This window comes from Proteiniclasticum ruminis DSM 24773, assembly GCF_000701905.1.
In the GTDB taxonomy this organism is placed as follows: Bacteria; Bacillota; Clostridia; order Clostridiales; family Clostridiaceae; genus Proteiniclasticum; species Proteiniclasticum ruminis.
Genome location: NZ_KL370832.1, coordinates 174,459 through 188,977, shown reverse-complemented (window position 1 = coordinate 188,977; position 14,519 = coordinate 174,459). Strand labels below are relative to the sequence as shown.

Annotated in this window: 9 protein-coding genes; all 9 read right to left on the bottom strand. The window is 45.0% G+C overall.

Features of this window, described 5'->3' with window-relative positions; translation table 11 throughout:
• Nucleotides 1-14: 14 nt before the first annotated feature.
• The 9 genes from T487_RS0113975 to citX all read right to left on the bottom strand — a co-directional run bounded on the left by T487_RS0113975 (nt 15) and on the right by citX (nt 14,516).
• Nucleotides 15-551, bottom strand: a complete 537-nt coding sequence (locus T487_RS0113975) for a SipW-dependent-type signal peptide-containing protein (protein WP_143004593.1) — start codon at nt 549-551, stop codon at nt 15-17.
• A gap of 50 nt (nt 552-601) precedes the next feature.
• Nucleotides 602-1,129: a signal peptidase I gene (locus T487_RS0113970; RefSeq protein WP_051651744.1), complete on the bottom strand. Its 528-nt coding sequence runs from the start codon at nt 1,127-1,129 to the stop codon at nt 602-604.
• Nucleotides 1,130-1,713: 584 nt separating this feature from the next.
• The gene (locus tag T487_RS0113965) at nt 1,714-3,291 is read right to left on the bottom strand and encodes an ABC transporter permease/substrate-binding protein (RefSeq protein ID WP_031577755.1); all 1,578 of its coding nucleotides are present in this window, start codon (nt 3,289-3,291) and stop codon (nt 1,714-1,716) included.
• Between the two features lies 1 nt (nt 3,292).
• A complete protein-coding gene (locus T487_RS0113960; RefSeq protein ID WP_031577754.1) occupies nt 3,293-4,420 on the bottom strand; it encodes a betaine/proline/choline family ABC transporter ATP-binding protein in 1,128 nt (375 codons plus the stop codon).
• Between the two features lie 261 nt (nt 4,421-4,681).
• The gene (locus T487_RS0113955; RefSeq protein WP_031577753.1) at nt 4,682-10,675 is read right to left on the bottom strand and encodes a Cna B-type domain-containing protein; all 5,994 of its coding nucleotides are present in this window, start codon (nt 10,673-10,675) and stop codon (nt 4,682-4,684) included.
• Nucleotides 10,676-11,370: 695 nt separating this feature from the next.
• Complete coding sequence (gene citF, locus T487_RS0113950; RefSeq protein ID WP_031577752.1) at nt 11,371-12,879, bottom strand: citrate lyase subunit alpha; 1,509 nt, start codon at nt 12,877-12,879, stop codon at nt 11,371-11,373.
• Nucleotides 12,876-13,742, bottom strand: coding sequence for an HpcH/HpaI aldolase/citrate lyase family protein (locus T487_RS0113945; protein ID WP_031577751.1), 867 nt, complete (start codon nt 13,740-13,742; stop codon nt 12,876-12,878). The genes citF and T487_RS0113945 overlap by 4 nt, the downstream gene beginning before the upstream one ends.
• Nucleotides 13,735-13,995 carry a citrate lyase acyl carrier protein gene (gene citD / locus T487_RS0113940; protein ID WP_031577750.1) on the bottom strand — a complete coding sequence of 87 codons (261 nt, stop codon included), beginning with the start codon at nt 13,993-13,995 and terminating at the stop codon, nt 13,735-13,737. The genes T487_RS0113945 and citD overlap by 8 nt, the downstream gene beginning before the upstream one ends.
• A 14-nt stretch (nt 13,996-14,009) precedes the next feature.
• Nucleotides 14,010-14,516 carry a citrate lyase holo-[acyl-carrier protein] synthase gene (gene citX / locus T487_RS0113935; RefSeq protein ID WP_031577749.1) on the bottom strand — a complete coding sequence of 169 codons (507 nt, stop codon included), beginning with the start codon at nt 14,514-14,516 and terminating at the stop codon, nt 14,010-14,012.
• Between the last annotated feature and the right edge of the window lie 3 nt (nt 14,517-14,519).

The window sequence follows — 14,519 nt, the reverse complement described above, 5'->3', positions numbered from 1 at the left end:
AATCCCCCTTTCAATTAAGGTGTGACACCAAAGTGTGTAATGGCTGCAGTATTGGCAACGGCCAAGTCCACTTCCACCGCCTGATGTGCATAGGCTGCTACAACGATTTCCGGTGTGCCAATGGCTTCCAGGTCTTCTTTCGTCAAAGTTTCATCAAAGGTAACCTTTGTGAACATGGTGAATTCCTGAGAATCATCATCAGTCTGCACAATTTCAAAATAACGGAATACTTTGCCGCTGGTTCCCACTGGAATCCACTTGGCACCATCGATGTCAAGTTTTGCATCTTCACCAATCTTATTGTCTATGAAGATATATAGATATGTGGGTTCAGAGTTCGCAAGTACCGTCACTACAGGTTTCTTCGTAATCTCCGCCCCAGGATAAATTTTGGGATCTTCATCAAACTCCTCTTCCAGTTCAATATCGATGTCGCCCACAGTAAATGTATTGGTCACCGCATCAGCGGAATCCGTCAGATACGCTAGTGTTGCAAAAGACGCTACAGCTAAGATCGCAATGACAGCCAGGATACTTAATTTTTTCTTCATAAAAAACACCTCTCTCTTATTCTTTTCAAGTTGCAACAAGGTAGCACTTCTCAGTCCGCCACCTCCTTTTTGAGGGTTCTGCTCTTTCCTTCCGGAAGAAGCAGCGATAACACCAGGATTCCTAAAACACCCAGGAGAACAATTCTCCCTTGTCCTGATGCCAGGAATACCGAAACATAACCAAGATACGGTATGGAGAACTGTGGTCTTCCCAGTAAGTTTTTCGGATGCACCGGAGTGCCGTCTACAGTGTCATTGGCATCTCCTTTGGTAATGAAGCTGCCATCCTCTTTGATGTCCACCACTCTATGGGTAGCCACCATGAGACTTTCATTCATCACAAAGGTGATGGGATCCCCAATGGAAATCTCAGAAGGTTCCACCTGATCCACATAAATCAGAGAGCCCACAGGATATTGCGGTTCCATACTGCCCGAGATTACTGCATAAGGTGTCAGTCCCACAAGTCTGGTCCCTGCCAATAAGACTGCAAGGATCAGCACCAGTGCCATAAAACTACCACTCAATAAGGTAAACATGGAAGGTTTCATTTTTTTCTTCTCTTCTCTCGTTCTCATCGTTCTCTCCCCACCATTCGACATAATAATTGTATTTATACACAAATGAATAATTCATTTAACTAAATATTAGCATTCTACTTGAAAAATAGATACATTGAATCGACATATTTCCAATTTTATTTACATTAGTTCGACAATGTATCGATTATTCATTTATCTTTTCTTGGATATTTTATTAACGTTCAATTTTTAGGCAACTTTTTGTATTTTTCTTATAATATAGAATCAAAAATACGCCAGATTTTCTTGCGCTCATTTGTTTTTCCGAAAAATCTCCGGCCTTTTACACTTTTTTCACATAAAATTCATGCCTAAATTCTATATTTTTCAGAAAGCGAAACAAGCAGCAGAACACCTTCTTCTGAAGGCTCAGAACTTAAAATACGCCTCGGGATTCACAAATCCGCAGTAACGGTCCATTTTTCATTCATAATTCGTTCAAATTTTATGCAATCGTGTATAATTCCGCTCTCCAAATCCTTTCTCTCACTCCCCTTTAGGACAAAAAAACACCCGGAGCTTACTTTATGTAAACTTCGGATGCTTTTTTTGATCCATGATCCATTCTTATTAAGTTGTAATTACCCTTCTAAAAGACCTTGCTCAATCAGAAAGTCTCTTGCAACCTTATCAGGCTGCTGCTGAAGTTCATCCACCCGGTAGTTGAGATCCACCATAATATCATTGGTCAGCACCTGCCCCAGTTCATCCAGAACGGACGCAATCTCAGGATACTCTGCAAGAAGCCCGCTTCTTGCAACCGGCACCGCATAATAAGGCGGGAAGAAGTTTTTATCGTCCTCCAGCATCACCAAATCAAATTTCTTCAGAAGTCCATCTGTAGAGAAAGCATCTGTGATATCTGTCTCTCCGCTGTCGATGGCTCTGTATTTATTGGCCCCGTTGATGCCGATTTCTTTACCAAAGGTGATGCCATAGTGTTCTTTTAGCCCAAGAATCCCATCTTCTCTATTGAGAAACTCCAAAGTGGATCCAATGGCAAAGGCGTCAGACACAGAAGATAGATCGCTGATGGTCTCCAGTCCATACTGCTCCGCGGTCTCTTTTGTCACAGAGAGCACATAGGTGTTGTTGAACTGAAACTGCTTCAGGATGTCTACATCAAACTTCTCTTTCAGATCTTTCTTCGCTGTATCATATACTTCCTGCATATCGGAATTTGGTGCATACCCTAAAGTATCTCCATAAATGGTCCCGGTATACTCCAGGTAAAGATCAATGTCTCCAGTCTTAATGGCACCGAAGGCCACCTGAGTTCCTCCCAGGTTCGGCTTTCTCTCCACATGTAGATCCGTCCGGTCTTCAATAAGATCCGCCATGAGATGCACCACAATGAACTGTTCGGTAAAATCTTTGCCTCCAATGGTGATGGACTCTTTTCCACCTGTGCCACTGCCGATGGCTGTGACGGTGAATAAAATGACCAGGAGCGCTGCCACCGTACCAAGAAATCCCTTCTGAATTCTTCTGTCGCGCTTCACTTCAGGAAGACTCTTTCTTTGTCCCTGCTGAAGGCTGATAGGTGTCACCAGACTCTCCACCACACTGAAGATGTTATCCACGAGAAGCGCCAGCACTGCTGCAGGTATGGCACCTGCCAGAATCTGAGCATTGTTCGTGGTGCTGATTCCTGAAAAGATCAGGAAACCCAGCCCGCCAGCTCCAATGAAGGCTGCCATAGTCATAAGTCCAACAGCGGTCACCGCAGAAATTCTTACCCCTGCCATGATCACAGGCAGCGCCAGCGGAATCTGAACCTTTGTCAGCACCTGACTTTTGGTCAGCCCAATGGCCTTGGCCGCTTCTAAGGTCCCTTTATCAATACTGGTGATCCCTGTATAGGTGTTCTTGATGATGGGTAGAAGCGAATATAAAATAACAATCACAACAGAGGGCAGCGATCCGATACCAAGGAGCGGAATCGCAAGACCCAAAAGCGCCATACTGGGAATGGCCTGAACCACGTTCGCCCCACCTACCACAGCTTTGGATGCTTTTCTGAAATAACTGATGAGAATCCCCAGAGGCACCCCCACCAAAACCGCAAATCCAACCGCGATGAGCGTCAGCTCTATATGCTCCAAGGTCAGTCGAAGCACCTGGTCCCCGTTGTTTCTAAAATAATCAAATACATTCATGCTATATCACCTCTCCCTCTTCGAAGTACTGCTGACTGAGGGTTGTGACGAGACTGTTCTCCGTCACAAGACCCATAAGATTTCCTTCCTCAGAGAGAATGGGAATTTCAGAAATACTGTTGTCGTCCACCACCCGGAGAAGATCCACAATGGAATCCTGCGCGTGAGCAAAGGCAAAGTCTCTGATCATAAGATCCTTCACTAAAGTAGACCTGTCTTTCATTTTTGCAATTTGCTTTGGCTTGATGAGCCCCAACATCCTTTTCTTTGGTCCATCCACCACAATAAGGCTGTTCACTTTCATGGTCCTCATTTTATCCAGCGCTTTTCCGATGGTAAGTTCCGGAGAAACCGTCACAGGCTCATGGATCATAATATCCTCCGCCCGGATGTACTCCGGAGATTCCCAGATTCTGTTTCTCCCCACAAACTCAGACACAAAATCATTCACTGGATATTTAAGGATGTTTTCCGGTGTATCATACTGGATGATCTCCCCTTTGTCCATGATACAGATTTTATCCGCGATTTTGATGGCCTCTGACATATCATGGGTCACAAAGACGATGGTTTTTCGAACTTTACTTTGAAGATTCACAAGCTCCTCCTGTAGAGATGTCCTTGTGATGGGATCCAGCGCAGAGAAGGGCTCATCCATGAGGATGATATCCGGGTCCAGCGCAAAAGCTCTGGCCACTCCCACTCTTTGCTGCTGCCCTCCAGAAAGCTCACTGGGATAGCGGTCCAGAAACTCTTCTGAAAGACCCACCATTTCCATGAGTTCTTCGGTCTTTTCTGAGATTTTTACAGGATCCAGCTTTTCTACTCTAGCGATGATTTCTGTATTCTCACGGATGGTCATATGTGGGAAAAGCCCCGTCTGCTGGATGACATATCCGATGTTTCTTCTCAGCTCAATGGGATCCTTCCTGGAGATATCTTCTCCATCAATGGTGATCCTCCCCGTTGTGGGCTTAATCAGCTTATTGATCATCTTCAGCGTGGTGGTCTTTCCACAGCCGGACAGTCCAATGAGTACAACCAGCTGTCCTTTTTCAATGTCAAAGGAAATATCCTTCAGCACTTTTGTGTCTTTGAATTTCTTCGATACATTTTCAAATTTTATCATTCCATTCCTCCTTCTTTCCATTCTTTTTCAAAATGAATGATTGCATAACTAACAACTCTAATTATACCAGAGGGTTGTCACTATTGAAAGGAAACCTGAAACTGTTTCATGAAATCGTTACATATTTAAATCTCACAAAGGAATGTCATAAATGAGAACTTTTACTTTTATGAATCTCACAACACATTTTACAAAAAGAAAGAAGCAGCTGTTTCCAGCTGCCCCTCTTTTGGATGGGTATATGTGTTGTTTCAGATGCTGCTATTTTACAGTTCTCTTCTTCTTGGACAGTAGCACTGTGCCGCCCAGAATGAGGATCAAGCCTAATCCATAAAGGTAATTGACATTTTCGGATCCAGTCCTTGGCAGCGCTTCTTCCTCTTCTTCCTCTGGCAGTGGCAGTGGTTCCACATCTTCGATTTCAAGAATGTTCACTACAGTCAGCTCCAGCACTTCTCCATCTTCATCCAGCAGCACTGTCTTTGGAGTATCGTCAATGATGTAATCTTCTGGTGCGCTGATCTCTGATACGATGTAGGTGCCTAGTGGGAGAACCGCACTAAGGAGTCCATCTTCATCTGTAGTTCCAGTAAAGAGCACAACCCCTTCTTCATCTGTGATTTCAAATACTGCGCCTTCCACAGGGAAGTCAAAGTCATCAATCTTGATGATGCTCAGTGTCGCTCTCAGCTGTCTGTTCAGAATACTTGTGCCTGTTACAGTTGCTTCATATCCTGGTACCGCATCTTCTGTGATGGTGTACACATAAGGGATACCTGCTTCTGTAAATTCAGGAAGCTCTGTGAAGCTGTACAGCCATAGTCCGGATGCATTAGCGGTAACCACTTGCTCTCTTATCTCTTCTCCATTCTGAAGAAGATTCACAGTGATGCTTGCTGGTCTTCCGAACAGATCATCCCAGGTCTTCTGGCCATTGATGTTCACGATGCCTTCTCGGGTGTTCTGAATATCGTAGGTGCCTGGCACGTAGTTTGTGTTGTATCCTGTAACAGGATCTTCTGTGATGCTATAGAGATATGCGATGCCTTCCTCGTCAAACTCTGGAAGTTCAGGGAAACTGTAGGTCCAATTACCTTCTCCATCTGGTGTCACAAGCGCTTCCGCAATCTCTTCTCCGTTTTGAATGAGGTTCACCGTAATGGATTCAGGTCTTCCTGTTCCATCATCAAACCAGGTCTTCTCGCCGGATACATCCGTGATGCCTACTCTCAGGTTCGTAATGGTAAAGGTGCCATCTTCATTTGGTGTTACGGTGCTTTCATAGCCTTCTACTGGTACTTCTTCGATGGTATACGTGTAAGGGATACCCTTCTCATCAAACTGAGGAAGCTCTGTGAAGCTGAAGCTCCAAGCGCCTTCTGTGTCTGTGACTTCCAGGGATCTGTCAAACACTCCATTTCTAAGAAGGTTTACAGTGATGCTTTCTGGTCTTCCTGTTTCATCATCCAGCCAGGTCTTTTCGCCGGATACTTCCACGATGCCCACTCTCAGATTTTCCACTGTGAAGGATCCATCTTCATTTGGTGTTACAGTACTTTCGTATCCTTCCACAGAGTCTTCTGTGATGGTGTATTCATAAGCCTTACCCATGTCATCAAACTTTGGAAGTTCATTGAAGCTGAAGCTCCATGCGCCTTCCTCATTTGGTGTTACAATCTCTTCATCGATTTCTTCGCCATTTTGGAGAAGGTTTATGACGATGCTTACTGGTCTTCCTGTTTCATCATCCAGCCAGGTCTTTTCTCCGGAAATATCGACTGTTCCGACTCTGAGGTTCGTAACTAAATACTCTCCGTCTTCCAGATCGTCAATGTTTGTGCTGTAGCCTTCTACCGCTTCTTCTTCCAGGGTATAAACATATGCTTTACCGTATTCGTCAAACTCTGGCAGTTCATCAAAGCTGAAGGTCCACTTTCCATCTTCCCCTCTCGATACAACAGCGGAATCAGAAATCTCACCATTTCTCAAAAGGTTCAGTGTAATACTTTCTGGTCTTTCTGGATTTTCATCATCCAGCCAGGTCTTCTCGCCAAATACTCTGATTGCGCCCACTCGGAGGTTTGTCACAGTGAAGGTGCCATCTTCTTTCTTCAGCACACTCTCGCTGTATCCTTCCAGATTTTCCTCTTCGATGGTGTAGGTGTAAGCGATGCCCTTTTCATCAAACTCCGGTTCGTTCAGGAAAGAGAAGCTCCAGCCGTCTTCTTCTGTGATGGTTTCTGACTTATAGTCTTCGCCGTTTCTTAGAAGCTTCACGGTGATGGACTCTGGTCTTTCTGGGTTTTCATCATCCAGCCACACCTTGTCCCCTTCAATATCCACGATGCCTGTTCTCAGGTTTTCCACTTCAAAGTAATTGTCTCTTGGTTCTGTGATCTTTACTTTGTATCCTTCTACGGATTCTTCTGTGATGGTATAGGTATAAGCAATACCCTTCTCATTAAACTCCGGCAGGTTCTCGAAGGAGAAGCTTGCTTCGCCATTCTCACCCAGCGGGATACTCTTCTCGTCTACTTTCTGTCCATCTCTCAAAAGATTTATGATGATATTTTCTATGCTTCTTACTCCATTGTCCAGCCAGGTCTTTACACCAGATACTGTGACAATGCCTGTTCTCAGGTTTTCTACCGTATAGCTGCCATCCTCATTCATGCGGATGGTGGAGGTATAGCCTTCCACAGCCTCTTCTTCGATGGTGTAGGTGTAAAGGATGCCTTCTTCGTCAAATTCTGGAAGTTCCAGGAACTCAAAGGTCCATTTTCCGTCCTGTCCTTCACTGACATTTCTGAAGTCCACAGGCTCGCCATTTCTAAGGAGGTTGATTCTGACGGTATCTGCACTTCTTTCTCCATTATCCAGCCAGGTCTTTTCACCAAGGATGTCTACGAATCCTTCACGAAGGTTTGTGATGGTGAAGGTGCCGTCCTGCTCTTTCAAAATGGAAGTTTTGTATCCTTCCTCAGCATTTTCAGTGACGGTATACACATAGGCAATTCCCTTTTCATCAAAGGCCGGCAGATTTGTGAAGCTGAAATTCCAGTCGCCAACTTCATTTTCTGATACAGATGCTTCGTCCACTTTTATGCCGTTTCTCAGAAGATTCACGATGATGCTTTCACTTTCTCTGTTTCCATCATCCAGCCAGATCTTTCTGCCTGACAAGGAAGTGACGCCTGTTCTCAAATTCTCTACGATGTAGCTGCCATCTTGTTTCATGGTAATGCTGGTTTCGTATCCTTCCACTGGGACTTCCTCGATGGTGTATGTATAAGCTTTTCCATCCTCATCGTATTCCGGAAGATCCAGGAAATAGAACATCCACTTTCCATTGACTTCTGACACTACTTTGCTGTCGAACTCCACATTGTTTCTAAGGAGCTTTATGGTGATGGTTTCCGGTCTTCCTGTACCGTTATCCAGCCAGGTTTTTTCTCCAGAAATCTCCACCAGTCCCTCCAGGAGATTTGTCACCGTATAGGTGCCATTTTCATTCTTCTTCACCGTTTCTTTGTATCCGTCCAGGTCTTCCTCTTCGATGGTATAAGTGTATGGAAGTCCATCCTGATCGAATTCAGGCACTTTCATAAAGGCGAAGGACCAGTTTCCTTCCTCATCCGCTTCCACACTCACGCTCTTGTACTCCAGACCGTTTCTTCTGAGGTAAATAGTGATGGACTCTGATCTGTCCGGATTGTTGTCGTCCAGCCAGATCTTTTCGCCAAGGATGTTGATTTCATTGACTCTCACATTGGTGATCAGAATGCCGCCATTCTCTTCAGAGACTGTGCTGGCGTAACCAGAGACTGGTTCTTCTGTGATGCTGTAAGTATAAGCGATACCCTTATCATCAAACTCTGGAAGATCTTCAAAAATGAAGCTCCATACATCTGCTTCTCCAGGATATACGTCTTTATCCATGATCTCTTCTCCATTTCTAAGAAGATTCACGGTGATGAAATCTGGTCTTGAAAGAGGTCCCGCATCTTTCCAGGTCTTTCTTCCAGCGATGTCCACAAGCCCTTCTCTCAAGTTTTCAATCTCAAAGGTTCCGTCGTCTTTTTCTTTCACTGTACTCTTATATCCATCCACTGGAACTTCTTCCACACTGTAGGTATAAGGAAGTCCCATCATGTCAAACTCATCCAGATCCATAAAGCTGAACAGCCATTTTCCAGATTCGTTTGGTGTTACTTCTTTGCTGTTTACGGGATAACCATTCTGAAGAAGATTCACTGTGATGCTTTCTGGTCTTCCTGTGCCGTCATCCAGCCAGGTCTTTTCTCCTGAAACATCCACTTTCCCAACACGAAGGTTCGTGATGGTGAAGGTGCCATCTTCATTGTCTTCGATGTCTGCCAGGTATCCTTCTACAGTCAGCTCTTTCAGTGAATAAATGTAAGGGATGCCATCTTCATTGAATTCAGGCACTTTACTGAAACTGAAGAGCCATTTGCCTTCTTCATCAGGTTCCACTTCTGCGCTTCTATATGGGCTTCCATTTTGAAGAAGCTGAACCGTAATGCTTTCTGGTCTTCCTGTGCCATCATCTAGCCAAGTCTTCTCGCCCAGCAGGGTGATTTCATTGACTCTGATGTTGGTGATGGTGAAGCTTCCGTTGTCATTTTTTACTACACTGCCTTTGTATCCATCAGGAACCACTTCTTCCACTTTATAGGTGTAAGGGAGTCCATTGCTGTCAAAGGCCGGCTCATCTTTAAATGTATAGGACCAGGTGCCTTCCACAGGTTTCATCTCTGCTGTCTTATACGGTGCATTGTTTCGGATCAGATGGATTGTAATCCCATCTGGTCTCGAACTGGTATTGATGTCTTTCCAGATCTTCATCACCGGGATATCCACAACACCGGTTCTGGTGTTGGTGATGGTGAATCCATTCACACTGCCCATGTATCCAGGCACACTATTTTCGGTGATGCTATAGGTGTATAGATCTCCATTTCCGTCAAATTTGTCCAGATTTTTAAATTCACCTTTCCAGCTCTCATTGGCAGCAAAGGTAATCTCTGAAACCTTGATCTCATTTCTCAAGAGATTGAAGGTTACAGCGGCTGGCCTCATGGCTGTGCCCGGCTCATCTTTCCAGATTTTCTCCACAGGCAGATTGAACTTCTCTGTTCTTGTATTTATTACGGTAAATCCGTCAATGACGGTGCTGTACCCAGGAACAGGCACTTCTTCCACACGGTATGTGATGGCAGTTCCGTTTAATGTGGTCTTCGGAAGATTCATAAAAGTGGTCTTCCATCCCGAATCAACATCTGCCGTCTGGGTCATGATCGGTTCTGTCTCCTGCCCTCTAAAAAGCTTGAAAGTGATTTCTTCCGGTCTTAAAGGTCCCCCTTCATCTTTCCAGGTTTTGGTCACTTCAATGTTCATGAGTGGAGGTGTGTATTTATTTTCAATGCTCATCTTATACACATGGAACCCATCCACGAAACTCTTCTCCACTGCACTGTAGGTGGCCGTATACCCTTCTGGTATGTTCTTTTCCTCTGCGAAGTAAGTAAGGACTCTTCCGAGGTTGTCTGTATAATTCACTTCTTTCGTTACAGTGCTCTGACTTTCTGTCAGCTCAAAAGAGCTGGCTACAGTCGGTGTGTAAGGAATGGTTTCATCCTTATAATCTTTGTAGAGGTCAATAGATGCTGCATACTTTGGCCCGTCAATCCAGGTCTTGGATACCACAGCTTTCGCCTTTGGTATGGTAATCTGAAGTGTGCCATAGATCCAATGACCTTTTCCCTGTTCAGAAATTACTTCAATACCATAGGTATTGCCACCATTTAACCCAAGGGTGGACAGGAATTCGCTGAGCGAGAATTTCGCTACGGTCAGATGAGAATCCTTTGTGTTCCCTTGGGATGAGTCAGGCGCAAACACCTGATCTCCCACCCTCACCGTATCAGTGGTAGCATAGGCAGTATAAGATATTGCCGTGATGACTCCACCCGGAGCGGTAAGCTTGACCTCTTTGATGTCATGGGTACTGTCCGTCATCAGATAAACGAAATCCCCGTTGGTCCAGATGGCTTTTGCATAGGTATGGTCATTGGTAGAAGTTTCACCAACGATTTTTGCGCTTAACACAACTGCATCTTCTGCATCAATGGGATAAAAAGCTTCTGCTGCATCAATCTTCACTGCGCCAGGCAGAATCAGTAACGCTGCAATCATTACACTTAAAAACTTCCGAAACGCTTTCCATTTTCTCATGGTTCTCTCTCCCTCCTTGAGGAATTTTGTCCAAATTGTAAGTCCCGACTTGTACTTTGAAACAACACAATAATTCATTACGACACTTTATACTATTATTCTACAAAATTAAGCCTCCATAATCAATATTGTTAAATTTAAATAAATCTATGATTGAAATATATAGAGTTACTCGTCATCTTTTGCGCTAATTCTCTTTATATTTTTAACTTCCTTTATAATTTCCATTCGAAATATTATCATAATCTAACTGTTTGTATGATATTCTTTCACTTCACCTCGTGAAATTCTTTATTTTATAATACCGATTATAGTTTTATGTGTATTTTGTTAACATTTCATAAAGGAAATTCTTTTGAACTTCCACCATAAGTTAAGTCAGGATTATACACATCTGTATAAAATCATTTTTCTGAGATTATTTAATCATTTTCAAAATATACACCATTGTCTTCATGAAAATGCTAATAACTTTCCTATAGAGCCCAATCAACTTTCTATATCCATATCACTCCACATGTTGTATAATTCTTCACAATAATTCCGGATTCTGTTAGTTCTCTTATGTCCTCTTCGGTGGCAGTTTGAAATCAGAATGCACTGCATGAAAATAAACCCCTCCCGAGAAATGAAGTACAAAAAAAGAACCCCACAAGCTTCTTCTAAGCTGTGAGGTCCACCATTCCATATTTAATTTATTTCTCTACTTTCCGAATCACATCCAGGACTGTGCCATCCCGGTATTCGCTGACCGCCACAATCTCCCCGGTTCTTTCTTTTCTCTTGGGGACGCCTGTTAAGCTGTCTGCTACAGCTTTCAGCTCTTTGATGTCCATGATCTTCAGGCTGGTTTCCTCTTTCAGCGTCCGGATCAGCTCCTTGTGTCTTGGATGAACCGCAATACCACGCTCTGTGACGAGCATGTCAATGGTTTCCCCTGGCGTTGTCACCGTGGTTACCCGATCCACCAGACAGCTGATTCTGCTGTTAACGAGTGTGGAAACGATGATAGCAAGCTTTGCGCCAGCTGCTGTATCCGCATGGCCACCGGACCCTCCAAGGATATATCCGTCGCTGCCTGTGGTGACATTGACGTTAAAGTCCACATCGATTTCCGACGCACCAAGAATCACCACATCCAGCTGATTCACAATATTATGGTCATTATGAAGATTCGCATAGGTATTGGCTGAGATCTTCACATGACGCTCATTGACCTTTACAGACTCCACTGCATCTAAATTAAAGGCTTGCACATCATAAAGCTTCTCAAAATATCCTTCTTCCAGCATATCCACCAGATAATCCGTTGTGCCGCCACAAGCAAAGCTTCCTATAATGTTCTTTTCCTTCATGATCTTTTTCACTTCCAGGGCTACCGCCAGAGAAGTGCCTCCGGCGCCGGTCTGGAAGCTGAATCCGTCTTTCAGAAGACCGCTGTGTGCAATGACCGTCGCTGCATCCCGGGCAATCTTCAGTCCCACAGGGTCCTTGGTGATTTTTGTGGTGCCGGATACAATACCTTTGGGGTCTCCAATGGTTGGCACTTTTACCACATAGTCTATGAGGTGTCCTGAAATTTCCGGCCGGTTCACAGACTCTTTCACCGTGTCGGTGATGGCCACCACCTTTTTGCCTGCTTGGGCATCCGCATGAGCATAGCCAAGAACACCACAGGCAGCAGGTCCTTCGGATCCTGTGAGGTTTCCATGAAAGTCCACTGCAGGCGCTGCGATGAACGCTGCGTCGATGATCAGTTCTCCCTCCAGAATGGCTCTGGGTCTTCCTCCATGGGTGGTGATGGTAGAGATCTCCTTCACCTTCCCTTCACTGACCGCCCTTGCCACAGGCCCTGACATGTAAGAAGCATGAAGCCGTGTGACTGTACCGTCCTCAAACATGGGAACCAATGGAGCATGACAGGGGAAAAAGGAGGAAGCCGCCACAGTGACCCCTTTCAGTCCTCTTTCCTGAAGTTTCCCCATGACAAGATTCAGCACCTGGTCTCCATTTCTTAAGTGATGGTGAAAGCTCACAGTGATGCCATCTTGAAGATCCAAGGCATCCAGCACATCATCAAGGTTCTCCGAAAACTCCGGAACTCTACCTTTTTCTTTGTTGTCGGAGTACTCCACATGTCTCTTATTTACAAAAGCTCCTTCATAGGGTCTCAAGAGCCCTTCTCTTCCTAAACTGTTTTTCATCTCACAAGCCCCCACTTCCTGGCAGATGCCATGGTCTTCTCTGCACGCTTGATTACCGGCAGATCCACCATCTTTCCTTTATAGCTGAATACACCAAGGCCCTTTTTTTCTGCTTCCTCCGCTTCCAGAAGAATGTTCTGGGCTTCCTCAATTTCCAGGGCAGTGGGCGAAAATACCTCATGGATGGGCTCCACCTGCCTTGGATTGATGGCCAGTCTTCCGGTGAATCCGATGGATTTTGAGAATCTGGTATCTTCCTTCAGCCCCTCCATGTCATCGATGTCTGTATAAGGTGTGTCGATGGCGTCCATACCATAGGCTTTAGCCGCTGTGGCAATCTGGTATCTGGCAAAGAGAAGCTCATGGCTGTCCGCAGTTCTCTTTATTCCCATGTCGCTGGTGAAATCTTCTCCACCAAGGATAAGCCCTTCAATCCGGCGGCTTGCCTGTAATGTGCTCTTCAGATCAAAAAGACCCAGGGCGGATTCCACGATGAGGATGAAAAAGAGCTTCTTATCTATTTGATGAAGCTTCTCCAGCCTTTCCACTTCTTCCTCCACCAGCTTCACGGAAGCTTCTGTGGCTTTAGGGATCACAATGCCCTGAGGCCTTGCAGGCACCATGACAGAAAGATCCTCTTTCCAGTAGGGTGAGTCTGTGGGATTGATCCTCACTGTGACTTCAGAATCGGTAAAGGTAAGAAAAGACATCGCTTCTCTGACCAAGGTCCTTGCAGCATCCTTCTCCTGAAGGGACACCGCGTCCTCCAGATCGAAGACCAGGGTATCCGCTCCTAGTATATCTGATGTGGTAAGCATTCCTGGATTGTTTCCAGGCATAAACAGTAAACTTCTTCTAGCCATTTGCTCTTTTCACCGCCGTTTCCACTCTGGCCCGGATGGTATAATCCAGCGCCCCTTTATCTTCCAGATAAATCTGACCCTTAGTGATGCCAAGCCCAAGAAGAGTCTCCCGCACCACATGTTCAATCTGTTCCCCAAAAGCATCCAGCACTGTACTTTCCAGATGAAGAAAAAGTTCTTCTCCTGGCGCCACTCTCACAAAGCAGTCGTTGGACTGGATGGTCCCGCATACCGCCTGTTTTAATATCTCCATATCGTTCCCCCGTTTCATTGGCGCTGTGGAGTGTTTTCACACTCCAGCAGCTGATACTCTTTCACCTGTTTCTCAAAATATAAAATGACCTCTTCCATGGTGTGTTTCATAGACCGTACACAGTAAACCGCTTTTTCTTTGCATAGATAGCAGCTTCTTTCCGGACATCCCAGATCTCTTCTGGAATAGATCCTTCCCCTGTCCCGGACATCGAGATCCGCAAGTCTTCCTAATGGATGCGTCTCCTCCAGAAGAACCGCCTTTCTCTTTGCCTCACCCCCCTCTTCCTGAAGAAGAAAGAAGTAGAGGAGTCCTTCCTTAGATTGCTCCGCAAACTCTTCCTCAACACGAAAAGTCTTCAGCACCTCTTTTCTTAAGGTTTCCACCACATAGGACACCGATGGTGCATCCTTGTTCTCTCCAGGATAGTTCCCCCGGAGCGTCAGAAGCACCTGACCGTTTTTCTCCAGAAGATCCTGTTCAAAGGCGTCCCTCTTTTCTCTTGCCTCTAGAAGTTCCAACGC